Source organism: Streptomyces sp. NPDC020996 (assembly GCF_040641355.1).
Taxonomy (GTDB): domain Bacteria; phylum Actinomycetota; class Actinomycetes; order Streptomycetales; family Streptomycetaceae; genus Streptomyces.
Map to the genome: position 1 here is coordinate 43,783 of NZ_JBFADM010000029.1, position 24,658 is coordinate 68,440.

Below are 24,658 nucleotides of genomic sequence, written 5' to 3' on the forward strand. Positions count from 1 at the left end.
CGGGTCTGCTCCGGCGGATCTACTCCTCCTCGGAACTCTCCGCCTCGGAGCTCTCCGAGCTCCCCGCCTCGGTGGCCGCGCCACCGCCCTCCAGCAGCCGGGAGAGCTGACGGCCCACGATGCGCTTGAACTTGCGCGCCTGCGGACGCGTCCGGTCCAGCACCGCGACCTCCAGCCGCTCGGCGGGAATCTCCCGCTGCGTGCCGTTCGTGTCACGGGACAGGGCCTGCACGGCGAGCTTCAGAGCCTCGGCGAGACTCATGCCGTCCTGGTGCCGCTGGTCGAGGTAACTGCTGATCTGCTCGGCATTGCCGCCGACCGCGACCGAGCCGTGCTCGTCCACGATCGAACCGTCATGCGGCAGCCGGTAGATCTGGTCGCCGTCCGGCGTCTCGCCGACCTCGGCCACCACCAGCTCCACCTCGTACGGCTTCTCGCCCGCCGAGGAGAAGATCGTGCCCAGCGTCTGGGCATAGACGTTGGCGAGACCGCGCGCGGTCACGTCGTCCCGGTCATAGGTGTAACCGCGCAGGTCGGCGTAGCGCACACCACCGATGCGCAGGTTCTCGTACTCGTTGTACTTGCCGGCGGCCGCGAAGCCGATCCGGTCGTAGATCTCGCTGAACTTGTGCAGCGCGCGGGACGGGTTCTCGCCGACGAAGACGATGCCGTCGGCGTACTGCAGCACGACCAGGCTGCGGCCACGGGCGATGCCCTTGCGGGCGTACTCCGCCCGGTCGGCCATCGCCTGCTGGGGTGAGACATAGAACGGCGTCGACACCGGTTATCCGTCCCTTTCTGTCGAAGTCACAGGATCACCTTGATAAGAAGCCCGGCCGCCGGCTACAGCAGCGCGGCCCGCGGGCCGTCGGGCTGCTCCAGCCGCCGCTCCAGGATCGAGCGGGCGATGGCGGAGGACTCGTCCTCGGTGAGGCGGCGGAAACCGTCCTCGGTGATCACGGTGACGATCGGGTAGATCCGGCGGGCGACATCGGGACCACCGGTCGCCGAGTCGTCGTCAGCCGCGTCGTAGAGAGCCTGGACCACCAGCGTGGTGGCCTGCTCCTCGGTCAGGTCCTCGCGGAAGAGCTTCTTCATCGCTCCGCGCGCGAAGATCGAGCCGGAACCCGTGGCCGCGTAGCCGTGCTCCTCGGAGCGGCCGCCCGTGACGTCGTAGGAGAAGATGCGGCCCTTCTCCCGGTCCACGTCGTAACCGGCGAAGAGGGGCACCACGGCCAACCCCTGCATGGCCATGCCGAGGTTGGAACGGATCATGGTCGACAGGCGGTTGGCCTTGCCCTCCAGGGAGAGCTGGGCCCCCTCGACCTTCTCGAAGTGCTCCAGCTCCAGCTGGAACAGCTTGACCATCTCCACGGCCAGACCGGCGGTGCCGGCGATGCCGACCGCCGAGTACTCGTCGGCCGGGAAGACCTTCTCTATGTCGCGCTGGGCGATCACATTGCCCATGGTGGCCCGGCGGTCACCGGCCAGCACCACACCCCCGGGGAAGGTCACGGCGACGATGGTCGTGCCGTGCGGCGCCTCGATCACCCCCTGGGTCGGCGGCAGCTGCCGCCTGCCGGGCAGCAGCTCCGGCTGGTGCTCGGAGAGGAAGTCCATGAACGACGAGGATCCCGGCGTCAGGAAGGCAGCTGGTAGACGCCCGGTGCTACGAGTGTTGGCTTCCACGCGATTCCTTCCACGTAAGCAGCAGCCCGCCTTATGGCATCGGGCCGATCCTTGAACTGCCCCAGTGCGGCATTGCAGCTGAAGCACAGTACGCCACGGACCCTACCCGTCTTGTGGCAGTGATCCACATGCTCGGGCACAGCCGCCAGACATATACAGCAGACGCCTCCCTGCGAGGCGATCAACGCTTCACGCTCGGCTTCGGTGATGCCGTACTGACGCTTGAGATGGTCCTGCCGCCCGAGCCGGGCCCGGCATGTCTTGCAGCGAGTGGCCAGCCCGTCGGAAGCGGTCGCGTTGCGATGCCATTCACTGTGCGGCTTGACCTCACCACACGTCCGGCAGAGCTTGTGCCCGACCGGGACCTCCACCTTCTCCCGCACGGTTCTGCCCATGGCCTCCCGGCGCCGCCGGTAGTGCGCGGCACTGTACTGCGCCACGCACTCCCGGCAGTACACCTGGAGACCGTCCCGCCGATTCCTGTCCCGCGCGAACGCCGCGGAAGGCAGTTCCCGTCCACATTTCCCGCATTGTTTCGCGTTCGGCTCCTCGGCCACCCTCCACCCCCGCCGCTTTCACTTCGAAGGCAAGGTGGTCAATTCACCTTCACTCTCCGCCCTTTTGCACGAATGACCTCACGAAATCCTCGGCGTTCTCTTCGAGTACGTCGTCGATTTCGTCCAGGACGGAGTCCACGTCGTCGCTCAGTTTCTCGTGGCGCTCCTTGAGGTCGTCCGTCGCCTGCGCGTCCTGCGCCTGCTCCTCGACCTCCTCGGTGGAGCGCGTCGCCTTCTGCTGTCCGCCGCCGGTGTCCTTGGTCGCCATAACCCTCACCCCGCTCGGTTCGACGTTCTTGATCAGACCCTACAAGCAGGGTCCGACATCGGCCCCGCTGTTCCCTCAACGTCCGGGGACCACCTTCATGATTCCCTCGCGCCGGGGTTTCCACCCTGCCTCCCTGCCGGCAGGGTCCGCCCCGGGTACCCGCTCAGCCGCCGGACAGGACCCTGACCAGGTCTTCCGCCGTGCGGCAGCGGTCCAGGAGCGCCTTGACGTGATTTCGCGTTCCGCGAAGCGGTTCGAGGGTTGGGACGCGCTGGAGCGAGTCCCGGCCCGGGAGGTCGAAGATCACCGAGTCCCAGGAGGCCGCCGCGACGTCTTCCGCGTACTGCTCCAGGCAGCGTCCGCGGAAGTAGGCGCGGGTGTCCTCCGGCGGCTTGGTGCGGGCCCTGTCGACCTCGTCCTCGGTCAGGATGCGCTTCATGCGGCCGCGGGCGACCAGGCGGTTGTAGAGGCCCTTCTCGGCCCGTACATCGGCGTACTGGAGGTCGACCAGGTGGAGCCGGGCGGCGTCCCAGTCGAGGCTGTCTCGCCGCCGGTAGCCCTCCATGAGCTCCCGCTTGGCGACCCAGTCCAGCTCGCCGGCCAGGCTCATCGGGTCGTGTTCCAGGCGGTTGAGGGTGTCCTCCCAGCGGGCCAGGACGTCCTTGGTCTGGTCGTCCGCGTCGGCGCCGTAGCGTTCCTCGACGTACTTGCGGGCCAGTTCGTAGTACTCCATCTGCAGCTGGACCGCGGTGAGCGTCCGACCGCTGCGGAGCGTGACGAGTCGCTTGAGCGAGGGGTCGTGGGAGACCTGGTGGAGGGTGCGGACGGGCTGGTCGACGGCCAGGTCGACGGCGATGAAGCCGTCCTCGATCATGGACAGGACCAGGGCGGTCGTGCCCACTTTCAGGTAGGTGGAGATCTCCGAGAGGTTCGCGTCACCGATGATGACGTGCAGGCGGCGGTACTTCTCGGCGTCCGCGTGCGGTTCGTCGCGGGTGTTGATGATCGGGCGCTTGAGCGTCGTCTCGAGGCCGACCTCGACCTCGAAGTAGTCGGCGCGCTGGCTGAGCTGGAAGCCGTGCTCGTGTCCGTCCTGGCCGATGCCGACGCGGCCGGCGCCGGTCACCACCTGGCGGGAGACGAAGAACGGCGTGAGGTGGCGCACGATGTCCGAGAAGGCGGTCTCCCGCTTCATCAGGTAGTTCTCGTGCGTGCCGTAGGAGGCGCCCTTGTTGTCGGTGTTGTTCTTGTAGAGGTGGATGGGCTGGGCGCCGGGCAGCTGGGCCGCGCGTTCGGCGGCCTCCGCCATGATCCGTTCGCCGGCCTTGTCCCAGAGGACCGCGTCGCGCGGGTTGGTGACCTCGGGTGCGCTGTATTCGGGGTGTGCGTGGTCGACGTACAGTCGCGCGCCGTTGGTGAGGATCACGTTGGCGAGGCCGATGTCCTCGTCGGTGAGCTGGCTGGCGTCGGCGGCCTCGCGGGTGAGGTCGAAGCCTCGCGCGTCCCGCAGCGGATTCTCCTCCTCGAAGTCCCATCGGGCCCGCCGGGCCCGGTGCATCGCCGCCGCGTAGGCGTTGACGATCTGGGACGAGGTGAGCATGGCATTGGCGTTGGGGTGGCCGGGGACGGAGATTCCGTACTCGGTCTCGATGCCCATTACTCGCCGTACGGTCATGCGGCCCTCCTTGCCCGGCGGCGCCCTCGGTCGGGGGCGGCGCTCAGATACCGCTGGCGCTCCGGTGCGTGTGCGGTGCCCGTCCCCGCACTGCGCGCCTCGGCGGTACCGGTACCGAAGAGCCTAGAACGGCTCTGCGCTGGTGGGGAGATCATTTGCGTCATTGGTCTTGCTCCGGCAGTGGCCCGGAAAGCACTCGGCTGCGGGTACCCGCTGAGGGCACCCGCAGCCGCCCTGACTTTTAGAGGTACTGACCGGTATTCGCCACCGTGTCGATGGAGCGTCCGGTGTCCGCGCCCTGCTTTCCGGTGATGAGGGTGCGGATGTAGACGATCCGTTCGCCCTTCTTGCCGGAGATCCGGGCCCAGTCGTCCGGGTTGGTGGTGTTGGGCAGGTCCTCGTTCTCCTTGAACTCGTCCACGCATGCCTGGAGGAGGTGGGAGACCCGGAGGCCCTTCTGGTTGTGGTCGAGGAAGTCCTTGATCGCCATCTTCTTGGCGCGGCCGACGATGTTCTCGATCATGGCGCCCGAGTTGAAGTCCTTGAAGTAGAGGACTTCCTTGTCGCCGTTGGCGTAGGTGACCTCCAGGAAGCGGTTCTCCTCGGACTCGGCATACATGTGTTCGACGGCGGTCTGGATCATGCTCTCGACCGTGGCCGCCTTGTCGCTGCCGTGTTCGCCGAGGTCGTCCGCGTGGAGCGGAAGGCGCTCGGTGAGGTACTTACCGAAGATGTCCTTCGCCGCCTCGGCGTCCGGACGCTCGATCTTGATCTTCACGTCGAGCCGGCCGGGGCGCAGGATGGCCGGGTCGATCATGTCCTCGCGGTTGGAGGCGCCGATGACGACCACGTTCTGCAGGCCCTCGACGCCGTCGATCTCGGCGAGCAGCTGCGGGACGATGGTGTTCTCCACGTCCGAGCTGACGCCGGAGCCGCGGGTGCGGAAGAGGGATTCCATCTCGTCGAAGAAGACGATGACGGGTGTGCCCTCGCTGGCCTTCTCCCGGGCACGCTGGAAGACGAGGCGGATCTGCCGCTCGGTCTCGCCGACGTACTTGTTCAGCAGCTCGGGGCCCTTGATGTTGAGGAAGAAGCTCTTGCCGGCGGCCTGGCCGGTGACCTCGGCGACCTTCTTGGCCAGCGAGTTGGCGACGGCCTTGGCGATGAGCGTCTTGCCGCATCCGGGGGGCCCGTACAGCAGGACGCCCTTGGGCGGCCGCAGTTCGTGCTCCTTGAACAGGTCGGGGTAGAGGTACGGGAGCTCGACCGCGTCGCGGATGGCCTCGATCTGGTTGCCCAGGCCGCCGATCTGCTCGTAGCCGATGTCGGGGACTTCCTCGAGGACGAGTTCCTCGACCTCGCTCTTGGGGACGACCTCGTAGACGTATCCGGAACGGGGTTCGAGCAGCAGGGCGTCGCCGGGGCGGATGGTGACGTCCAGCAGCGGCTCGGCGAGCCGTACCACCCGTTCCTCGTCGGTGTGCCCGAGCACCAGGGCGCGTTCGCCGTCCTCGAGGATCTCCTTGAGGGTGACGATGTCCCCGACGCGCTCGAACTCCATGGCGTCGACCACGTTGAGCGCTTCGTTGAGCATCACTTCCTGGCCGCGCCGAAGCTCGTCGAGCTCGACGCTGGGGCTGACGTTCACCCGGAGCTTGCGGCCGCCGGTGAAGATGTCGGCGGTGCCGTCCTCGTTGGCCTGCAGGAAGACACCGAAGCCGGCCGGTGGCTGTGCGAGCCGGTCGACTTCTTCCTTGAGGGCCACGATCTGGTCGCGGGCCTCACGGAGCGTGTTGGCGAGCCGCTCGTTCTGCGCGGACACGCCGGCCAGGTTGGTCTGCAGCTCGACGATCCGCTCTTCGAGAATCCTCGTGTGTCGCGGAGAGTCGGCGAGCTTGCGTCGCAGGACGGCGATCTCCTGCTCAAGGTAGGCAATCTGCCCGTCGGGGTCGTCGGACCCTCGTCCCGGGCGGATGCCGCGGTTCATGTCGTCGTCGTGGGCTGCCACGGTCCTCACCTCCTCCAAGGGGAGCTGGACGCTTCCAGACCCTACCTGGGTGGGTGTCGATTGAAACCCCTAGATCACAAAGACGGTCGGGGTGTGTCCGATCTTCACCCTTGCGCTCTCCCTCACGCCAGGGGAATACCCACCGAACATGATTGGAAAGCGGGCGAAGGTAGGGTCGAAGTGTTCAACACCCTTCAGAGCTGGCCTGATTCCCGTCGGCTCGTCAGCTGAAACGGCAGGAGACATGAGCGTGCAGCAGGAGGCCGTGCAGCAGGTCGCCGGGGCCGACGGTGCGGCACTGGAGGTCTGGATCGACCAGGACCTGTGTACCGGTGACGGCATCTGCGCCCAGTACGCGCCGGAGGTGTTCGAGCTGGACATCGACGGTCTGGCCTACGTCAAGGGCGGCGACGACGAGCTGCTTCAGGACAAGGGGGCCACGACGCCGGTGCCGTTGCCGCTGCTGACGGACGTGGTGGACTCCGCGAAGGAGTGTCCGGGCGAGTGCATCCATGTACGGCGCGTTTTGGACAAGGTGGAGGTGTACGGCCCGGACGCGGAGTGAGATAGCTGTCACCTCGCGTGACGGTTGTCTGATTTCTCACAGCCGCCGGTGGCGCCGGTCAGACGCTCCGGGTGCCGGCGGGTGTCGAACGGACGAAGGCGCCGTCCTTCCAGGCCCACTTCGCCTTGTCGGTCTGGTCGGGGCAGCAGCGGGGCACGTCGTCGGACGAGTAGCCGAGGAGGGTGGCGAGGACGGCGCCGTCGCGCACCGCGAGATCGCCGACGGTGTCGCCGTCCTTGGGGTCGACGAGGGTGGCCACCACGCGCGCGGTGTCGCCGTGGGCGGCGCGGGTGAGGACGTACACGCCGTCGGGCGGGGTGCCCATGGGGGCGTCGCAGTGCACCACGGCCACGGTCTCCGGCCTGCCGTCGCCGTCGAGGTCCCCGGTGGCCTTCTTCTGCACCACGGCCTTCACGGGGCCGCAGGTGATCGGGAAGTGGACGCCCGCGGTGCCGGGCGGGGTGGCCGCGTGGACGGCCTTGGTGTCGTGGCCGGCCGGCTGTGCCGCCGTCGCCGATCCGGGCTGCAGGAGCGAGGACACGGCCATCACGCCGGCCACGGCCGCGGCGGTGGCGAGCCAGTGGATCGGACGGGTTTGGGTGTGGGCCAGTTCCGGGACGGCGGAGTGCTGCACTAGGAGTGTCTCCTGTGAGGGCTGTGCCGGTGGGGGTGGCCTGCATCGTGCCACACGTCACAGTGTGAAGGAACGGCGGGGGGCACGGCCTGGGCGGCCCCCGCCCGGGTTCGTTCGCTTTGTGCTGTTGTGTCAACACGTGAGCGCCGCGGCGGAGTTCCGGAGGGTGCCGGGGAACTCCGCGGCGGCGCTCGTACGTTGACCGCGGCCGGGTGGCCTCAGCGGCCGGTGCCTCCGTCGGCGTTGGGGCCGGCGTAGTCCTCGCCGTAGGCGCCCTTGGCGGGGCGGCGGCGGCGCATGGGCGGCTCGACGCCGTCGGCGAGGCGGCGGGCGGTGAGGAGGAAGCCGGTGTGGCCGATCATCCGGTGGTCGGGGCGGACGGCCAGGCCCTCGATGTGCCAGTTGCGGATCATCGTCTCCCAGGCGGTCGGCTCGTTGAAGCAGCCGATCTCGCGGATGGACTCGACGGTCCGGGCGAGCTGGGTGGTGGTCGCGACGTAGCAGCACAGGATGCCGCCGGGCACGAGCGCCTTGGAGACGGCCTCCAGGCATTCCCAGGGGGCGAGCATGTCGAGGATGACGCGGTCGACGTCGGTGTCGCTCAGGTTGTCCTGGAGGTCACCGACCGTGAGCTGCCAGGCGGGGTGCGGGCCGCCGAAGTAGCGTTCCACGTTCTGCCGGGCGATGTCCGCGAAGTCCTCGCGGCGCTCGTAGCTGTGCAGCATGCCCTGGTCGCCGATGGCGCGCAGCAGGAAGCTGCTGAGCGAGCCGGAGCCGACGCCGGCCTCGACCACGCGGGCGCCGGGGAAGATGTCGGCGAAGGCGAGGATCTGCCCCGCGTCCTTCGGGTAGACGACGGCTGCCCCTCGGGGCATGGACAGGACGTAGTCGGGGAGCAGGGGGCGCAGCGCGAGGTAGGCGACGTTCCCGGTGGTGCGGACAACGCTGCCCTCGGGAGCGCCGATCAGTTCGTCGTGCGGGAAGGAACCCTTGTGGGTGTGGAAGTTCTTCCCGGCTTCGAGCGTGAACGTGTAGTGGCGGCCCTTGGGGTCGGTCAGCTGAACCTGGTCCCCGACCTTGAAGGGCCCGCGCCTGCGGGCGGCACCGGTCGGTTCGGACATGTGAACAGCCTACCGGCCTTTGCGGGCCCCGCCGACCACGGCCGGGGCGGGCCGACAGCCGCTGGGCGGGCCGGGGCGGGGGCCACCGGCCGGGCCGGGGCGGGGGGGCGCTACGAGGGCCGGGCCATGGCCTTGACGAAGGCGCGCTCGACGTCGGCGGCGGACAGGACGCCGTAGATCTCGCCGGTCTCCTCCACCACCAGGTACTCGGTGGCCGGGGTGGCGCGCAGGGCGTCCAGGAGGTCCTCTCCGGCCAGTTCGGCCGAGACGCGCATGCCGTCGGTCAGTTCCTGGGCGAGGCCGCTGACGGCGACCCAGGGGCGGCGGTGCTCCGGTACGCCGACGATGGCGGCCTCGCGGACGAGGGAGAGGGGGGTGCCGTCGGGGTCGACGACGACCAGGGCTCGGGCGCCGGCGGCGTTGGCGCGGCGCAGGGCCTCGGACAGGGGGGTGTCGGTCTCGACGGGGACCGCGCGCCGGGTGAGGTTGCGGGCGCGCAGTTCCGGCAGGTGCTCGCGCAGCCGGGCCATCCGCAGGCTGTTGCCGGCGCCGGTCCAGATGATCGCGGCGAGGATGGCGGCGAGCAGGGCGTCGGTGACGGTGTCCATGCCGACGTTGTCCTCGGCGTTGCTGCCGAGGGCTCCGGACTGGGTGAGCAGCGGGAGGCCGATGAGGACGGAGACGGCGAGGGCGCGGCCGACCCAGGCGGCGGCGACGGTGCCGCTCATGGGCTTGCCGGTGATCTTCCAGACGACGGCGCGGAGCATGCGGCCGCCGTCGAGGGGGAGGCCGGGCAGCAGGTTGAAGACGGCCACGATCAGGTTGGAGACCATCAGGCCGGCGAGCAGGACGCCGGGGACGGTGCCGGGCTCGACGGGCTGCATGGCCAGGTAGAAGACGCCCGCCAGGACGAGGGAGAGCAGCGGGCCGACGAAGGCGAGCACGAATTCCCGTCCGGGGGTCTCGGCCTCCTTCTCGATCTCGGAGACGCCGCCGAAGAACTGGAGCTGGATGCGGCGGACCGGGAGTTTGAAGCGCAGTGCGGCGACCGTGTGGGCGAGTTCGTGGACGAGGACGGAGGCGTAGAAGGCGACCGCGAAGAAGAGGGAGACGAGGTAGCGGGCGGCGCCGAGTTCGGGCAGCACGCGCTCGAGTTGTCCGCCGAACACCCAGGTGATCAGGGCGGCGACGAGGAACCAGCTGGGCGCGACGTAGACCGGCACGCCGAAGGGGCGTCCCATCAGCAGTCCGCCCCGCGGCTCGGGCCGCTGCGGCGGCGGGGTCTTGGCGCCTCCGCCTGCGGAGTGCGCCGGCGTGCGGCTCCCGGCCCTGGTGGGGTGATCGGCGGCCGCGTGACCGGGGCGGGCCGGGTGCTCGGCGGGGGCAGGGTGCTCGGCGGGGGCCGGGTGGTCGCCTCGGGTCGGGTGACCGGTGGTGGGCGGGGTGTCCGGCCGGTGTCCGGAGGGGCGGTCCTGCGCGGCGTCGTCCTCGGCGCCGGCCGGGCGGTGCTCGGCCGGGGATTCCGGGTGGGCGGGCGTGCCGGTCGAGGGGGCGGGTCGGCCGGTTCCGGGGTCCGGCTCCGGGGTGTCCGTCGGCCGGGGCGCGGGTGCCGGCGCCCCGTCCTCGGTCTGCGCGGTGACACCGTTGCCGCCGGACGGCGGTGCCGCTTCCGCGGGTTCGCCGGACGGCGTCGGGGCGGGGGCGGGGCGCGTCGCCGGCGTCTGCGTGTCGTCGGCCGCCGTGGTGGCGCCCTCGGTGTCGGCCGGGGTCGCGGTTCCCGCGAGGTGGTCGGCCGACTCGTCGGTGCCGGTGCGCGGCTGCCCGCTCCCGCCGCTCTCGTCCACGGTGTCCCCTCGTTCGCAGCGTCTCCCGCGCCTGCCGGGCGGAAGGGTCTCGGGTCGATGGTATGCGTCCGGCGCGGCGCGTTCCGCCCCGGCACCCCCTGTGTTTCACCCTCCGTCGCACCTGTCACGGCCGCGGCTGGGTCACTGTCAGTGGCGGGCCGTAAGGTCTGGGGGCATGGAGACGAGCACGGAGGACGCGGCGCAGGTCCCCGGCGGCAGCGCCGCACGGGCCGGTGCGCCGGTCCCGGCGGAGCCGGCCGCGGGGGCAACGGCGGCGGTGGTGACGGCCGAAGCGGTGAGTGCGGTGGGCACGGTGGGTGCGCGGGAGCCGGCGGCCGGTGCGCCCACCAGCCTGTCGCCGTCCCGGGCCGGCGACTTCATGCAGTGCCCTCTGCTGTACCGGTTCCGGGTGATCGACCGGCTGCCGGAGAAGCCCAGCGAGGCGGCCACCAGGGGGACCCTGGTGCACGCCGTGCTGGAGCGGCTCTTCGACGCGCCGGCGGCCGAGCGGACCGCGCCCCGCGCCAGATCGCTCGTCCCCGGGCAGTGGGACCGGCTGCGGGAGGCCCGGCCGGAGGTCGCGGAGCTGTTCCGGGACGATGCCGACGGCGAGCGGCTCGCCCGGTGGCTGGCGGAGGCCGAGCAGCTCGTCGAGCGCTGGTTCACGCTGGAGGACCCGACCCGGCTCGAGCCCGCCGAGCGGGAGCTGTTCGTCGAGGCGGAGCTGGCCTCCGGGCTGAGGCTGCGCGGGATCATCGACCGGGTGGACGTGGCGGCGACGGGCGAGGTGCGGATCGTCGACTACAAGACGGGCAAGGCTCCCCGGCCCGAGTACGCGGAGAGCGCCCTGTTCCAGATGAAGTTCTACGCGCTGGTGGTGTGGCGGCTGAAGAAGGTGGTCCCGCGTCGGCTCCAGCTGGTGTACCTGGGCAGTGGGGACGTGCTGACGTACGACCCGGTGCTCGCCGACCTGGAGCGTGTGGAGCGCAAGCTGCTGGCGCTGTGGGAGGCGATCCGGCTGGCGACGGAGACGGGTGACTGGCGGCCGCGGCCGACGAAGCTCTGCGGCTGGTGCGACCACCGGGCGCACTGCCCGGAGTTCGGCGGCACTCCCCCGCCGTATCCGCTGCCGGTCCGGGCGTCCGGGTCCGGTGGCTGAGCGGACGCAGGGCAGAATGGGGCCGGACTAGCGAAGGAGACTTACGTGGCCATCCGCGTCCTACTGGTCGACGACCAGCCGCTGCTGCGTACTGGGTTCCGGATGATTCTGGAGGCCGAGCAGGACATCGCGGTCGTCGGCGAGGCCGGAGACGGCCTCCAGGCCCTCGACCAGGTACGGGCCCTGCAGCCCGACGTGGTCCTGATGGACATCCGTATGCCGCGTATGGACGGCGTGGAGGCGACCCGGCAGATCACCGGTCCCGGGCGGGACGGCCCGGCGAAGGTGCTGGTGCTGACCACCTTCGACCTCGACGAGTACGTGGTGGAGGCGCTGCGGGCGGGCGCCAGCGGGTTCCTGCTGAAGGACGCGCCCGCCAATGAGCTGGTGCAGGCGATCCGGGTGGTGGCCGCGGGCGAGGCGATGCTCGCGCCGAGCATCACGCGGCGGCTGCTCGACAAGTACGCCACGCATCTGCCCTCGGGCGACGAGCCGGTGCCGGACACGCTGCACACGCTCACCGACCGCGAGGTGGAGGTGCTGAAGCTGGTGGCCCGCGGTCTGTCCAACGCGGAGATCGCCGCCGACCTGTTCGTCAGCGAGACGACGGTCAAGACGCACGTCGGCCATGTGCTGACCAAGCTGGGGCTGCGCGACCGGGTGCAGGCCGCGGTGTACGCGTACGAGAGCGGGCTGGTGCGCCCCGGCGCGCAGTAGGCCGGACGGCGAAGAGGGCGCCCCTTCCGAGGAAGGGGCGCCCTCAGTGTTCTCGCCGCCGTCGCTCAGGCCCTTGCCGGGCTGCCGGAGGGCGGGGGTGGGTCTCAGCCGCCCACGCCGCGGCCCAGCTCCCACAGCTGGAGCGTGGAGGAGGAGTTGAGCGCGTACGCGGTGCCGGTGACCTTGTCGCCGGAGGCGACGTACTGCTTGCCCTGCCACAGCGGCAGCAGCGGGACGTCCTCGGCGATGGCGTCCTGGATCTCGGTGAGGCTCTTGGCCGCCCCGACCCGGTCCGCCTCGCGGCGGGACTCCGGGATCAGGCTGTTGATGACGGTGCTGTTGCGGTACGGCGACTTGAGGAAGTTGTCCTTGTCGAGGAAGGGCGCGAGGTAGTTGTCGGCGTCCGGGAAGTCCGGGAACCAGCCCATGCCGAAGACGTCGTACTCGCCCTTGCGTTCGGCCGGGACGAAGGTTTCCCAGGGCGTGCCCTTGATGGCGGCGTCGAACAGCCCGCTGTCGTTGAGCTGCTGCCGCAGGACCTCGAACTCCTTCTTGGTGGCGGGGCCGTAGTGGTCGGTGGTGTAGTGCAGGGTCAGCTTGACCGGGGAGGTGATGCCGGCCGCGGTCAGCAGGGCCTTGGCCTTGGCGACGCTCGGGTCGCCGTACTTGTTGAAGAACGAGTTGGAGTGGCCGGTGATGCTCGCCGGGACCATCGAGTAGAGCGGCTCGGCCTGGGTGCCGTAGACCTTGGAGACGAGTTCGCCGCGGTTGATGAGCTGGGCGATCGCCTGGCGGACGGCCTTGGACTTCACCGTCGGGGCGCTGGTGTTGAAGGCGAGGTAGCGGATCTCCAGGCCGGCCATCTCCACCAGGTCCACGCTGCCGCCCGACTTGGTGGACAGCGCCTGGATCTGCTGCGGCGACATGGTGCGGGTCATGACGTCGATGTCACCCTTGTCCAGGGCGTTGCCCATCTCCGCGGCGTCCGCGAAGGAGACCATGTCGACCTTGGAGTTGTTGACCTTCAGGACGCCCTTGTAGTTGGGGTTCTTGGTGAAGGTGGCCTTGACGATCTCGTCGTTCTTGACCTCGGCGTGCAGGGTGTACGGGCCGGAGCCGTCGACACCGAAGCCGTCGCGCAGCTTGTCCTTCTCGTAGTCGTCGGGGTTGACGATGCCCGCGACCGGAGTCGACAGCTTGAAGGGGAAGGTGGCGTCGGCGGTCTTGAGGTGGAAGATGACCTCGTTGTCACCCTGCGTCTCGACGGTGTCGATGGTGGACAGCAGGGCGAAGACGCCGGAGTCGGCCTTGATGGCGCGGGCGCGGTCGATGGAGTACTTCACGTCGGCCGCGGTGATCTTGTCGCCGTTGGAGAACTTCAGGCCGTCGCGCAGCTTGCAGGCGTAGCGCTCGTTGCCCGAGTCGGTGAACGAGCAGCTCTGGGCGGCCTCGGGCACCGGGTCGCCTTCGCCCTTCGGCTGGATCATCAGGGTCTGCACGGTCTGGCGCAGGATGTTCCAGGTGCCGACGTCGTAGGCGTACGCGGGGTCGAGCGGCGCCGGGGCGTCCTTCGTGGCGGTGAACCGGTCCGTGGTGCCGACGACGATCGCATCCCCGCCGTCGCTGCCGCTGTCGGACCCGCCACAGGCGGCGAGAACCGGCGCGAGCAGGCCGACCACGGCCGGCAGCACCAAAGTCTTGCGGTTCATGCTCGAGTTTCTCCAGAGCTGTGAGGTCCGCGTATCCGGCATGCAGGGGTGTCGACGCGGATGCACGGGGGTAGGGGTTGATGTTCTCGCGACGAGATTAGTGCGCGCCCGCACGGGGGTTCGCGGTCACCGGGGGCGATCTGCCATCACGCAGCGAAACCGGGTGTGGACACACCGAAAACCCGACAGCGGAAGGATTCGTGCAGCGTTCCACCAATCAGGACACAAGGGCACGCCGGACACCCCCGAATGGGGGTGAACAGCACACCTCGGCCGCCTTGTCGACCGCCTGGCGAGTGGGGAACCTCACATGGTCAAACATTGTACGAGGGAGCGGAATTCGGTCATCCGCCAACGTCTGAGGACTCAGGGTGAACGCTCTTGCGCGCCCGCGTCAGCGGGTGGGCATCAGGCCGCGCAGGAAGGCCAGGTCGACCGCTTCCAGGGAGGAGACGACCGTGCGCCGCTCGGCGGGCGCGATGGGGGCGACCGACGGCACGGCCACCACGTGGCAGCCCGCGGCCTCGGCTGCGGCGACGCCGGTCGCGGTGTCCTCCACGACCGCGCATCTGGTCGGGTCCACGCCCAGTCCGGCTGCCGCGACCAGGTACGGATCGGGGTGGGGCTTGGTGCGCCGCACCTCGTCGCCGGCGACGGACAGCCCGAAGTGGTGGGAGCCGAGCGAGCCGAGGACGCGGTCGATGATGCGCCGGTGGGACGCGGAGACCAGGGCGGTGGGGACCGCGTACTCGGTGAGTTCGGCGAGCAGCCGGGCGGCGCCCGGCATCAGCGGCAGGGCGTCGGCGATGCGCTCCTCGAACCCCTGGTTGAGCAGGACCGTGAGTTCGGCGAGGTCGATGTCGGCGCCGGTGGCTTCGATGAGGAAGCCCGCGCTGCGTGTCATGGGGCCGCCGACCACGACGTGGCGCCAGGAGTCGTCCAGGGTGTGACCGAGGCGGGCGAAGACCTCCAGCTCGACGTCCCACCAGAACCCCTCGGTGTCCACCAGGGTTCCGTCCATGTCCAGGAGCACGGCCTGCAGGGCTGAGCCCGGGTTCTGGGCCGTCGGGGTCTGTCTTGCTCGAGCGGAGCCGAGGGCTTGGGGAAGGGTTCCGGGCGCGGGGACCGTACTGGTCATCCGGGCGCACCTCCTTGAGGGACGATCAGGCCGGCTGCCCCTTTTTCGCAAAGGTGAGCAACCGGCCTGCGGTGGACCGACCAGTGTACGACTGTGGCGGGCGAAGCGCCTCGTTTGAAACGGGTGTGCCGGGGCACACCGGCAGTGCGGCCGGGGGTGGTCCCGGTGTGTGCCGGTGCGGCCCCGGCGGGGCCGGTCAGCGGGCGTTGAAGTACTTCGCCTCCGGGTGGTGGATCACGATCGCGTCCGTGGACTGCTCGGGGTGCAGCTGGAACTCCTCGGACAGGTGGACGCCGATGCGCTCCGGCTGGAGCAGGTCGGCGATCTTGGCGCGGTCCTCCAGGTTCGGGCAGGCGCCGTAGCCGAGGGAGAAACGGGCGCCCCGGTACTTGAGGGCGAACATGTCCTCGATGTCGCTCGGGTCCTCGCCCGCGAAGCCGAGTTCGCCGCGGACGCGCGCGTGCCAGTACTCGGCGAGCGCTTCGGCCAACTGCACGGACAGGCCGTGCAGTTCGAGGTAGTCGCGGTAGGCGTTCGCCTCGAACATGCGGGCTGTCTCCGTGCCGATGCGGGAGCCGACGGTGACGACCTGGAATCCGACGACGTCCGTCTCGCCCGATTCCTCCGGGCGGAAGAAGTCGGCCAGGCACAGCCGGCGGCCGCGGCGCTGGCGGGGGAAGGTGAAGCGGGTGCGCTCGTTGCCCTGTTCGTCCAGGACGATGAGGTCGTCGTCCTTGGAGACGCAGGGGAAGTAGCCGTAGACGACGGCCGCTTCCAGCAGGTTCTCCGTCTGGAGCCGGTCCAGCAGGCCGCGCAGCCGCGGCCTGCCCTCGCTCTCGACGAGTTCCCCGTACGTGGGTCCCTCGCCGGAGCGGGCCTGCTTCAGACCCCACTGGCCCTTGAACAGCGCGCCCTCGTCCAGCCAGCTCGCGTATTCCTTGAGCTGGATGCCCTTGATGACGCGGGTGCCCCAGAAGGGCGGGGTGGGGACGGGGTTGTCGGTGGCGACGTCCGAGCGGACGTGGCCCTCCTCCGGCCGTTCCTCCACCTCGACGGTGGCCGCGCGTACCCGGCGCTGCTTCAGCTCGGGCAGTTTCGCGCCGGGTACGCCCCGCTTGACGCCGATGAGGGCGTCCATCAGGCGCAGTCCCTCGAATGCGTCGCGGGCGTAGCGGACTTCGCCCTCGTACAGCTCGTGCAGGTCCTGCTCGACGTACGCCCGGGTGAGGGCGGCGCCGCCGAGGATGACCGGGTAAGTGGCGGCCAGGCCGCGCTGGTTGAGCTCCTCCAGGTTCTCCTTCATGATCACGGTGGACTTGACCAGGAGCCCGGACATGCCGATGACGTCGGCCTTGTGCTCCTCGGCCGCCTCCAGGATCGCGGAGACCGGCTGCTTGATGCCGAGGTTGACGACGTTGTAGCCGTTGTTGGACAGGATGATGTCGACCAGGTTCTTGCCGATGTCGTGCACGTCGCCGCGCACGGTGGCCAGCACGATGGTGCCCTTGCCGGCCTCGTCGGTCTTCTCCATGTGCGGTTCGAGGTGGGCGACGGCCGCCTTCATGACCTCGGCGGACTGCAGGACGAACGGCAGTTGCATCTGGCCGGAGCCGAACAGCTCGCCGACGGTCTTCATGCCGTCCAGCAGTGTCTCGTTGACGATGTCGAGGGCGGGCCGGTCCTGGAGCGCGGCGTCGAGGTCGGCCTCCAGGCCGTTGCGCTCCCCGTCGATGATGCGGCGCTTGAGGCGCTCCTCCAGCGGCAGCGCGGCCAGTTCCTCGGCCTTTCCGGCCTTCAGGGACTTGGCGGTGGCGCCCTCGAACAGGGCCATCAGCTTCTGCAGCGGGTCGTATCCCTCACTGCGGCGGTCGTGGATGAGGTCGAGGGCGGTGGTGACCTCCTCCTCGCTGAAGCGGGCGATCGGCAGGATCTTGGAGGCGTGCACGATGGCCGAGTCCAGGCCCGCCTTGACGCACTCGTCCAGGAAGACGGAGTTGAGCAGGATGCGGGCGGCCGGGTTGAGGCCGAAGGAGATGTTCGACAGGCCGAGGGTGGTCTGCACGTCCGGGTGGCGGCGCTTGAGCTCGCGGATCGCCTCGATGGTGGCGACGCCGTCCCCCCGGGACTCCTCCTGGCCGGTACAGATGGTGAAGGTCAGACAGTCGATGAGGATGTCCGACTCGTGGATGCCCCAGGTGCCGGTCAGGTCGGCGATGAGCCGTTCGGCGATCTCGACCTTCTTCCGGGCTGTGCGGGCCTGGCCCTCCTCGTCGATGGTCAGCGCGATCAGCGCGGCGCCGTGCTCCTTGGCGAGCTGCGTGACCTGGGCGAAGCGGGACTCGGGGCCGTCGCCGTCCTCGTAGTTGACGGAGTTGATGACCGCGCGGCCGCCGAGCTTCTCCAGGCCGGCCCGGATGACGTCGACCTCGGTGGAGTCCAGGACGATCGGCAGGGTGGAGGCGGTGGCCAGGCGGCCGGCGAGTTCCTCCATGTCGGCGACGCCGTCGCGGCCGACGTAGTCCACGCACAGGTCGAGCATGTGCGCGCCCTCGCGGATCTGCTCGCGTGCCATCTCCACGCAGTCGTCCCAGCGGCCCTCCAGCATGGCCTCGCGGAACTTCTTGGAGCCGTTGGCGTTGGTGCGCTCGCCGATCGCCAGGTAGGAGGTGTCCTGGCGGAAGGGGACCGTCTGGTAGAGGGAGGCGGCGCCGGGCTCGGGCTGCGGGGCGCGTTCGGCGGGGGCGAGGTCGCGGACCCGCTCGACGACCTGGCGCAGGTGTTCGGGGGTGGTGCCGCAGCAGCCGCCGACGAGGGAGAGGCCGTAGTCCCGGACGAAGGTCTGCTGCGCGTCGGCGAGGCCCTCGGCGTCGAGCGGGAAGTGGGCGCCGTCCTTGGTGAGGACGGGCAGGCCGGCGTTCGGCATGCACAGCAGCGGGATGCGGGAGTGCCGGGCGAGGTAGCGCAGGTGCTCGCTCATCTCGGCGGGGCCGGTGGAGCAGTTCAGGCCGATCATGTCGATGCCGAGCGGCTCCAGGGCGGTGAGCGCGGCGCCGATCTCGGAGCCCAGGAGCATGGTGCCGGTCGTCTCGAAGGCCATCGAGCACAGCAGGGGCACTTCGACGCCGGCGGCCCGCATGGCGCGGCGGGCGCCCAGGACGGAGGCCTTGGTCTGGAGCAGGTCCTGGGTGGTCTCGACGATCAGGGCGTCGGCGCCGCCGGCGAGAAGTCCCTCGGCGTTGGCCTGGAAGCCGTCGCGGAGCGTGGTGTAGGGGACGTGTCCCAGGGTCGGCAGCTTGGTGCCGGGGCCGATCGAGCCCAGGACCCAGCGGCGGCGGCCGTCACCGGCGGTGAACTCGTCGGCCACCTCGCGGGCGATGCGGGCGCCGGCTTCGGACAGCTCGAAGACGCGGCCTTCGATCTCGTACTCGGCCATGGCGGCGTGGTTGGCGCCGAAGGTGTTGGTCTCGACGCAGTCGACGCCCACGGCGAAGTACGCCTCATGGACCGAACGGACGATGTCGGGCCGGGTGACGTTGAGGACCTCGTTGCACCCCTCGAGGTTCTCGAAGTCCTCCAGGGTCGGCTCCTGGGCCTGGAGCATGGTGCCCATCGCTCCGTCGGCGACCACCACACGGGTGGCCAGGGCCTCACGGAGTTCGGACACACGGGTCCGGCTGTCGGCGGAAGGGGTCGGTGGCGACGAGGCCATGAAGGGGCTCCCTTGAGGTGCGACGGCTGTCGGCTTTGCGTCCGCCCGCGGAACTCTCCGCGGCGGGCGCACCACGTCAGAGTAACCGGGTCGGCCGTCCGGCGGTCGGGGCGTCCACGAGACGGACGACCGCCCGGGTGACCGGGGGCGGCCGCGAGGAGACCGCCCGGGAGGCCGGGGCGACCGCGAGGACGACCGCCCGGGAGGCCGGGGCGACCGCGAGGACGACCGCCCGGGAGGCCGGGGCGACCGCGAGGACGACCGCCCGGGAGGCCGGGGCGACCGCGAGGACGACCGCCCGGGTGACCGGGGCGGCGCACGGGCGGACGACCGCCCGGGTGACCTGGCCGTGCACGGGCGGTCCGTCCGCCCCGGCGGTCGGGGCGTCCACGAGACGGACGAGGATGACGGGCGGGGCACCGGCGGGATACGAGTGACGCAACAGGTGTTGACCGACCATTAGCGGGAGGTCGGCATCGACCGGTAGTGTTCGACATTGCCGAACAGTGGCGGCGACCTCGCACGGCGACGGTCGAAGGGGACGGAGGCAGCACGGCGATGGCACGGAACATCCAGTCGCTCGAACGGGCGGCCGCGATGCTGCGGCTCCTCGCGGGCGGTGAGCGACGCCTCGGCCTGTCGGACATCGCCTCCTCGCTGGGCCTCGCCAAGGGCACCGCGCACGGCATTCTGCGCACCCTGCAGCAGGAGGGCTTCGTCGAGCAGGACGAGGCGTCGGGGCGCTATCAGCTGGGGGCGGAGCTGCTGCGCCTGGGCACCACCTATCTGGATGTGCACGAGCTGCGGGCGCGGGCCCTGGTGTGGACGGACGACCTGGCCCGCTCCAGCGGCGAGAGCGTCTACCTGGGAGTCCTGCACCAGCACGGCGTGCTGGTCGTGCACCACGTCTTCCGGCCCGACGACAGCCGGCAGGTGCTGGAGATCGGGGCGATGCAGCCGCTGCACTCCACGGCGCTGGGCAAGGTGCTGTCGGCGTACGACCCGGTCGCGCACAGCGAGGCGCTGGAGGCCGACCGCAAGGCCTTCACCGAGCGCACCGTGTGCGACCTGGAGGGCTTCGAGCACATCCTCGACATCACGCGCGCGCGTGGCTACGCGGCGGACGTCGAGGAGACCTGGGAGGGCGTGGCGGCCATCGCCGCGCCCATCCACGACCGGCGGCGCATGCCGGTGGGCGCGGTCGGCATCACGGGCGCGGTGGAGCGGCTGTGCCGGGACGGCGAGCTGCGGCCGGAGCTGATCGCGGCGGTGCGGGACTGCGCGCGTGCGGTGTCGCGGGATCTGGGCGCCGGGCGGTTCTGACCGGCGCGGGATGCGAACGGCGGCCGGAATGCCGGGGGGCGTTCCGGCCATCGACATGTGCCGACAAAAGCGGCAAACTTCCTGACCGTCACGCGCGCCCGTATGCCCCGTCGTGGGCACTGACCAGGAAGATCGACAGCTCACGACAATGAGTAACGATCACATTTTCGGTAAACGAACTATTGACGCACACGCGACCCCACAGCGAGACTCCCGTCCAGCGGTCGGCATTGTCGAACACCTACCGGCAATTCACGCTAGAGTGTGACAACGCCAAGGGCCGGCATCGCTCTCACCCCCGAGGGCGCCGAACCCCCGGAGGGACCCCGGGGTTCCGGCTTCCCTGGACGAAGGACAAAGGAGTCGCGGGTGTCCAGCTCCGACATCTTCATCGGCGAGACCATCGGTACCGCCGTACTCATCCTGCTCGGCGGCGGCGTCTGCGCCGCCGTCACGCTGAAGGCCTCCAAAGCCCGCAACGCCGGCTGGCTCGCCATCGCCTTAGGGTGGGGCTTCGCCGTGCTCACCGCGGTCTACACCTCGGCGCCCCTGTCCGGCGCCCACCTGAACCCGGCCGTCACGCTCGCGCTCGCCATCAAGGACGGCGACTGGAGCGACGTCCCGGCCTACTGGGCCGGACAGCTGCTGGGCGCCATGATCGGCGCGACGCTGGTCTGGATCGCCTACTACGGGCAGTTCCACGCCCATCTCACCGACCGGGAGATCGTCGGCGGTCCCGGGGCGCAGGCCACCGCGGCCAAGGCCGTGGAGGCGCAGGAGAAGGGCGCCGGCCCGGTGCTCGGCGTCTTCTCCACCGGTCCGGAGATCCGCAACGCGGTGCAGAACCTCGCGACGGAGATCATCGGCACGATCGTGCTGGTCCTCGCCGTCCTGACGCAGGGCCTCAACGACAGCGGGAAGGGCCTCGGCACCCTGGGCGCGCTGATCACCGCGCTCGTCGTGGTCTCGATCGGCCTGTCCCTCGGCGGCCCGACCGGCTACGCCATCAACCCCGCCCGCGACCTCGGCCCGCGTATCGTGCACGCGCTGCTGCCCCTTCCCAACAAGGGCGGTTCCGACTGGAGCTACGCCTGGGTCCCGGTGGTCGGCCCGCTGATCGGCGGCGCGACAGCCGCCGGCATCTACAACGCCGCCTTCGCCTAGACACACCGGACCTCCAGCGCGTGCCGTACGCGCAGCCCCCCGACCACGGACCTTCCAGGAGCACACAGTGACCGACGCCCACACCGCCGGCATCTCGTCCCACGGCCACGGCCCCTTCATCGCCGCCATCGACCAGGGCACGACCTCCTCCCGCTGCATCGTCTTCGACCGCGACGGCCGCATCGTCTCCGTCGACCAGAAGGAGCACGAGCAGATCTTCCCGAAGCCGGGCTGGGTGGAGCACGACGCCACCGAGATCTGGACCAACGTCCAGGAGGTCGTCGCCGGAGCCATCGGGAAGGCCGGCATCACCCGCGACGACATCAAGGCCATCGGCATCACCAACCAGCGCGAGACCACGCTGCTGTGGGACAAGAACACCGGTGAGCCCGTCCACAACGCCCTCGTCTGGCAGGACACCCGCACCGACGCCCTGTGCAAGGAACTCGGCCGCAACGTCGGCCAGGACCGCTTCCGCCGCGAGACCGGCCTGCCGCTGGCCTCCTACTTCGCCGGCCCGAAGGCCCGCTGGCTGCTCGACCACGTCGACGGCCTGCGCGAGCGCGCCGAGGCGGGCGACATCCTCTTCGGCACCATGGACAGCTGGGTCATCTGGAACCTGACCGGCGGCGTGGACGGCGGCCGGCACGTCACCGACGTCACCAACGCCTCCCGCACCCTGCTGATGAACCTCCACACCCTGGAGTGGGACCCCAAGATCTGCGAGTCCATCGGCGTCCCGATGGCCATGCTCCCGGAGATCCGCTCCTCGGCCGAGGTGTACGGCGAGATCACCGGCGGCAAGCTGGGCGAGCTGCTCGGCGGCATCCCGGTCGCCTCCGCGCTCGGCGACCAGCAGGCGGCCCTGTTCGGCCAGACCTGCTTCTCCGAGGGCGAGGCGAAGTCGACGTACGGCACCGGCACCTTCATGCTGATGAACACCGGCGAGAAGATCATCAACTCCTACTCCGGCCTGCTGACCACGGTCGGCTACCGGATCGGCGACCAGAGCCCGGTCTACGCCCTGGAGGGCTCGATCGCCGTCACCGGTTCGCTGGTGCAGTGGATGCGCGACCAGATGGGCCTGATCTCCACCGCGGCCGAGATCGAGACGCTCGCGCTGTCGGTCGAGGACAACGGCGGCGCCTACTTCGTGCCGGCCTTCTCCGGCCTGTTCGCCCCGTACTGGCGCCCCGACGCCCGCGGTGTGATCGCCGGCCTGACCCGGTACGTCACCAAGGCGCACCTGGCGCGCGCCGTCCTGGAGGCCACCGCCTGGCAGACCCGCGAGATCAGCGACGCGATGACGAAGGACTCCGGCGTCGAGCTGACGGCCCTCAAGGTCGACGGCGGCATGACCTCCAACAACCTGCTGATGCAGACCCTCGCGGATGTCCTGGACGCGCCAGTGGTGCGCCCGATGGTCGCCGAGACCACCTGCCTCGGCGCCGCCTACGCCGCCGGCCTCGCCGTCGGCTTCTGGACCAGCACCGACGACCTGCGCGCCAACTGGCGCCGGGCCGCCGAGTGGACCCCCCGCATGGACGCGGAGACCCGCGACCGTGAGTACAAGAGCTGGCTCAAGGCCGTCGAGCGGACCATGGGCTGGCTCGAGGACGAGGAGTAAGAACCCGACATGACCACTCAGTCCACCCTGCAGTCCGTGCCTGCCCTGGGGACGCGCCCGGCGTCCGGCGCGAACCCGAGCCGAGCCGAGACCCGGGAGCAGCTCGCCAGGGCGTCGTACGACCTTCTCGTGATCGGCGGCGGCATCCTGGGCATCTCCACCGCCTGGCACGCCGCGCAGTCCGGCCTCAGGGTGGCCCTGGTCGACGCCGGCGACTTCGCCGGCGCCACGTCGTCCGCCTCCTCCAAGCTGCTCCACGGCGGGCTGCGCTACCTGCAGACCGGCGCGGTGAAGCTGGTGGCGGAGAACCACTTCGAGCGCCGTGCGGTCTCCCGCCAGGTGGCCCCCCATCTGGCGAACCCGCTCACCTTCTACCTCCCCGTGTACAAGGGCGGGCCGCACGGCGCCGCGAAGCTCGGGGCCGGCGTGTTCGCGTACTCGATGCTGTCGGCGTTCGGGGACGGCGTCGGCCACCTGCTCAGCCCCGCGCGGGCGGCGCAGGACGTGCCCGAGCTGCGCACCGAGAACCTCAAGGCCGTGGCCGTGTACGGCGACGACCAGATGAACGACGCGCGCATGGCGCTGATGACGGTCCGCGCGGCCGTCGAGTCGGGCGCGGTGGTGCTCAACCACGCCGAGGTCACCGGCCTGCGCTTCACCCGGGGCCGGGTGACGGGCGCGGAGCTGCGCGACCGACTGTCCGGGGACGAGTTCGGGGTGGACGCCCGCCTCGTGCTCAACGCCACCGGCCCGTGGGTGGACCACCTGCGCCGCATGGAGGACCCGAAGGCCGCCCCGTCGATCCGGCTGTCGAAGGGCGCGCACCTGGTCCTCAAGCGCACCTCCCCGTGGAAGGCCGCGCTGGCCACCCCGATCGACAAGTACCGCATCACCTTCGCCCTCCCGTGGGAGGACATGCTGCTGCTCGGCACCACCGACGAGGAGTTCGAGGGCGATCCGGCGGACGTCGCGGTGACCGACAAGGACATGGCCCAGATCCTGGACGAGGCCGCGTTCTCCGTCCGGGACCAGCAGCTCGACCGTGACCTGATCACGTACGCCTTCGCGGGTCTGCGCGTGCTGCCGGGCGGGCCCGGCGACACGGCGAAGGCCAAGCGGGAGACGGTCGTCACCGAGGGCCGGGGCGGCATGCTGTCCGTCGCGGGCGGCAAGTGGACGACGTTCCGGCACATCGGCCGCACGGTGATGAAGAAGCTCCAGGAGCTGCCCGGTCACCCGCTGGGCGACGGCTTCGAGCCGGTCGCGTCCCTGCCGAGGCGGCTGCCGCTGCCGGGGGTGGCGAACCCGCGCGCGGTCGCGCACCGGCTGCTGGTGGACCGTCCGGCGCCGGGTCCGCGCATGGCCGCCGACACCGCCCGGCACCTGGCCACCCACTACGGCTCGCTGGCCTTCGACATCGCCCGCCTCGCCAACGAGCGGCCGGAGCTGGGCGAGCGCGTCCACCCGGACGCCCCGGAGATCTGGGCGCAGGTCGTCTACGCCCGGGACCACGAGTGGGCCGAGACGGCGGACGACGTGCTGCGGCGCCGCACCACGCTGACGATCCGCGGCCTGGCAACGGACGACGTGCGCGCGAAGGTGCGGGCGCTGCTCGACGAGAAGTAGGCGGCGGACCGACGGCGGACGGCGAAGGGGGCCTCGCGGGCGGGGTCCCCTTCTTCGCCTCTTCGCCGGCCCTTCGCCCCGTCCCTTCGCCGGCTTGATCGTTCGGCGTCCGGCCGGGTCTGCGG

Annotated in this window: 20 protein-coding genes; 7 read left to right on the forward strand and 13 right to left on the reverse strand. The window is 70.4% G+C overall.

Annotated features, from left to right (window positions below; translation table 11 throughout):
* Positions 1-19: 19 nt before the first annotated feature.
* The 6 genes from prcA to arc form a co-directional block, all read right to left on the reverse strand.
* Positions 20-781 carry a proteasome subunit alpha gene (gene prcA / locus AB0G63_RS20650; RefSeq protein WP_360752101.1) on the reverse strand — a complete coding sequence of 254 codons (762 nt, stop codon included), beginning with the start codon at positions 779-781 and terminating at the stop codon, positions 20-22.
* Positions 782-843: 62 nt separating this feature from the next.
* Complete coding sequence (gene prcB / locus AB0G63_RS20655) at positions 844-1,689, reverse strand: proteasome subunit beta (RefSeq protein ID WP_360752103.1); 846 nt, start codon at positions 1,687-1,689, stop codon at positions 844-846.
* Entirely contained in the window at positions 1,641-2,246 is a 606-nt protein-coding gene (locus tag AB0G63_RS20660; RefSeq protein ID WP_360752106.1) for an endonuclease VII domain-containing protein, read from the reverse strand. The genes prcB and AB0G63_RS20660 overlap by 49 nt, the downstream gene beginning before the upstream one ends.
* Before the next feature lie 49 nt (positions 2,247-2,295).
* Positions 2,296-2,514, reverse strand: coding sequence for a ubiquitin-like protein Pup (locus AB0G63_RS20665; RefSeq protein ID WP_121888496.1), 219 nt, complete (start codon positions 2,512-2,514; stop codon positions 2,296-2,298).
* A gap of 163 nt (positions 2,515-2,677) precedes the next feature.
* Positions 2,678-4,189 carry a depupylase/deamidase Dop gene (gene dop, locus AB0G63_RS20670; protein WP_360752109.1) on the reverse strand — a complete coding sequence of 504 codons (1,512 nt, stop codon included), beginning with the start codon at positions 4,187-4,189 and terminating at the stop codon, positions 2,678-2,680.
* Positions 4,190-4,430: 241 nt separating this feature from the next.
* Positions 4,431-6,197, reverse strand: a complete 1,767-nt coding sequence (gene arc, locus AB0G63_RS20675; RefSeq protein ID WP_360752112.1) for a proteasome ATPase — start codon at positions 6,195-6,197, stop codon at positions 4,431-4,433.
* 244 nt (positions 6,198-6,441) lie between these two features.
* Here arc and AB0G63_RS20680 point away from each other — a divergent pair, with 244 nt between their 5' ends.
* Complete coding sequence (locus tag AB0G63_RS20680; protein ID WP_360752114.1) at positions 6,442-6,762, forward strand: ferredoxin; 321 nt, start codon at positions 6,442-6,444, stop codon at positions 6,760-6,762.
* A 58-nt stretch (positions 6,763-6,820) separates the two neighbouring features.
* On the opposite strand, the gene AB0G63_RS20685 is transcribed toward AB0G63_RS20680, so the two are convergent.
* The 3 genes from AB0G63_RS20685 to AB0G63_RS20695 all read right to left on the reverse strand — a co-directional run bounded on the left by AB0G63_RS20685 (position 6,821) and on the right by AB0G63_RS20695 (position 10,361).
* Positions 6,821-7,396 (reverse strand): hypothetical protein, encoded by a 576-nt coding sequence (locus AB0G63_RS20685; RefSeq protein ID WP_360752117.1) that lies wholly within the window; start codon positions 7,394-7,396, stop codon positions 6,821-6,823.
* 218 nt (positions 7,397-7,614) lie between these two features.
* Positions 7,615-8,517, reverse strand: a complete 903-nt coding sequence (locus AB0G63_RS20690; protein WP_061921269.1) for a tRNA (adenine-N1)-methyltransferase — start codon at positions 8,515-8,517, stop codon at positions 7,615-7,617.
* Between the two features lie 110 nt (positions 8,518-8,627).
* Complete coding sequence (locus AB0G63_RS20695; protein WP_360752119.1) at positions 8,628-10,361, reverse strand: site-2 protease family protein; 1,734 nt, start codon at positions 10,359-10,361, stop codon at positions 8,628-8,630.
* 175 nt (positions 10,362-10,536) lie between these two features.
* Here AB0G63_RS20695 and AB0G63_RS20700 point away from each other — a divergent pair, with 175 nt between their 5' ends.
* Both AB0G63_RS20700 and AB0G63_RS20705 read left to right on the forward strand, forming a co-directional pair.
* Entirely contained in the window at positions 10,537-11,520 is a 984-nt protein-coding gene (locus tag AB0G63_RS20700) for a RecB family exonuclease (RefSeq protein ID WP_360752122.1), read from the forward strand.
* A 45-nt stretch (positions 11,521-11,565) separates the two neighbouring features.
* Positions 11,566-12,237 (forward strand): response regulator transcription factor, encoded by a 672-nt coding sequence (locus AB0G63_RS20705; protein WP_020141342.1) that lies wholly within the window; start codon positions 11,566-11,568, stop codon positions 12,235-12,237.
* A 104-nt stretch (positions 12,238-12,341) separates the two neighbouring features.
* On the opposite strand, the gene AB0G63_RS20710 is transcribed toward AB0G63_RS20705, so the two are convergent.
* From AB0G63_RS20710 to AB0G63_RS20725, 4 genes are all read right to left on the reverse strand, one after another.
* Positions 12,342-13,946: an ABC transporter substrate-binding protein gene (locus tag AB0G63_RS20710; protein WP_360752124.1), complete on the reverse strand. Its 1,605-nt coding sequence runs from the start codon at positions 13,944-13,946 to the stop codon at positions 12,342-12,344.
* 394 nt (positions 13,947-14,340) lie between these two features.
* Positions 14,341-15,084, reverse strand: coding sequence for an HAD family phosphatase (locus tag AB0G63_RS20715; protein WP_360752127.1), 744 nt, complete (start codon positions 15,082-15,084; stop codon positions 14,341-14,343).
* 196 nt (positions 15,085-15,280) lie between these two features.
* Positions 15,281-18,793: a methionine synthase gene (metH, locus tag AB0G63_RS20720; protein WP_360752130.1), complete on the reverse strand. Its 3,513-nt coding sequence runs from the start codon at positions 18,791-18,793 to the stop codon at positions 15,281-15,283.
* A 76-nt stretch (positions 18,794-18,869) separates the two neighbouring features.
* Positions 18,870-19,184 (reverse strand): hypothetical protein, encoded by a 315-nt coding sequence (locus AB0G63_RS20725; RefSeq protein WP_360752132.1) that lies wholly within the window; start codon positions 19,182-19,184, stop codon positions 18,870-18,872.
* Between the two features lie 167 nt (positions 19,185-19,351).
* On the opposite strand from AB0G63_RS20725, the gene AB0G63_RS20730 reads away from it, so the two are divergent.
* The 4 genes from AB0G63_RS20730 to AB0G63_RS20745 all read left to right on the forward strand — a co-directional run bounded on the left by AB0G63_RS20730 (position 19,352) and on the right by AB0G63_RS20745 (position 24,533).
* On the forward strand, positions 19,352-20,116 hold the full coding sequence (locus AB0G63_RS20730) for an IclR family transcriptional regulator (protein ID WP_360752134.1): 765 nt from the start codon (positions 19,352-19,354) through the stop codon (positions 20,114-20,116).
* A 369-nt stretch (positions 20,117-20,485) separates the two neighbouring features.
* Positions 20,486-21,280, forward strand: coding sequence for an MIP/aquaporin family protein (locus AB0G63_RS20735; RefSeq protein WP_360752137.1), 795 nt, complete (start codon positions 20,486-20,488; stop codon positions 21,278-21,280).
* Positions 21,281-21,347: 67 nt separating this feature from the next.
* Complete coding sequence (gene glpK / locus AB0G63_RS20740; RefSeq protein ID WP_360752139.1) at positions 21,348-22,907, forward strand: glycerol kinase GlpK; 1,560 nt, start codon at positions 21,348-21,350, stop codon at positions 22,905-22,907.
* Between the two features lie 9 nt (positions 22,908-22,916).
* Positions 22,917-24,533, forward strand: a complete 1,617-nt coding sequence (locus AB0G63_RS20745) for a glycerol-3-phosphate dehydrogenase/oxidase (RefSeq protein WP_360752141.1) — start codon at positions 22,917-22,919, stop codon at positions 24,531-24,533.
* Positions 24,534-24,658: the final 125 nt, after the last annotated feature.

What these genes read in the sequence shown, in the direction of transcription:
- AB0G63_RS20700 (WP_360752122.1), top strand. Translation starts at nt 10,537, where the DNA reads ATGGAGACGAGCACGGAGGACGCGGCGCAGGTCCCCGGCGGCAGCGCC.
- AB0G63_RS20715 (WP_360752127.1), bottom strand. Translation starts at nt 15,084, where the DNA reads ATGACCAGTACGGTCCCCGCGCCCGGAACCCTTCCCCAAGCCCTCGGC.
- AB0G63_RS20665 (WP_121888496.1), bottom strand. Translation starts at nt 2,514, where the DNA reads ATGGCGACCAAGGACACCGGCGGCGGACAGCAGAAGGCGACGCGCTCC.
- AB0G63_RS20690 (WP_061921269.1), bottom strand. Translation starts at nt 8,517, where the DNA reads ATGTCCGAACCGACCGGTGCCGCCCGCAGGCGCGGGCCCTTCAAGGTC.
- metH (WP_360752130.1), bottom strand. Translation starts at nt 18,793, where the DNA reads ATGGCCTCGTCGCCACCGACCCCTTCCGCCGACAGCCGGACCCGTGTG.
- AB0G63_RS20710 (WP_360752124.1), bottom strand. Translation starts at nt 13,946, where the DNA reads ATGAACCGCAAGACTTTGGTGCTGCCGGCCGTGGTCGGCCTGCTCGCG.
- AB0G63_RS20745 (WP_360752141.1), top strand. Translation starts at nt 22,917, where the DNA reads ATGACCACTCAGTCCACCCTGCAGTCCGTGCCTGCCCTGGGGACGCGC.
- AB0G63_RS20730 (WP_360752134.1), top strand. Translation starts at nt 19,352, where the DNA reads ATGGCACGGAACATCCAGTCGCTCGAACGGGCGGCCGCGATGCTGCGG.
- dop (WP_360752109.1), bottom strand. Translation starts at nt 4,189, where the DNA reads ATGACCGTACGGCGAGTAATGGGCATCGAGACCGAGTACGGAATCTCC.
- AB0G63_RS20680 (WP_360752114.1), top strand. Translation starts at nt 6,442, where the DNA reads ATGAGCGTGCAGCAGGAGGCCGTGCAGCAGGTCGCCGGGGCCGACGGT.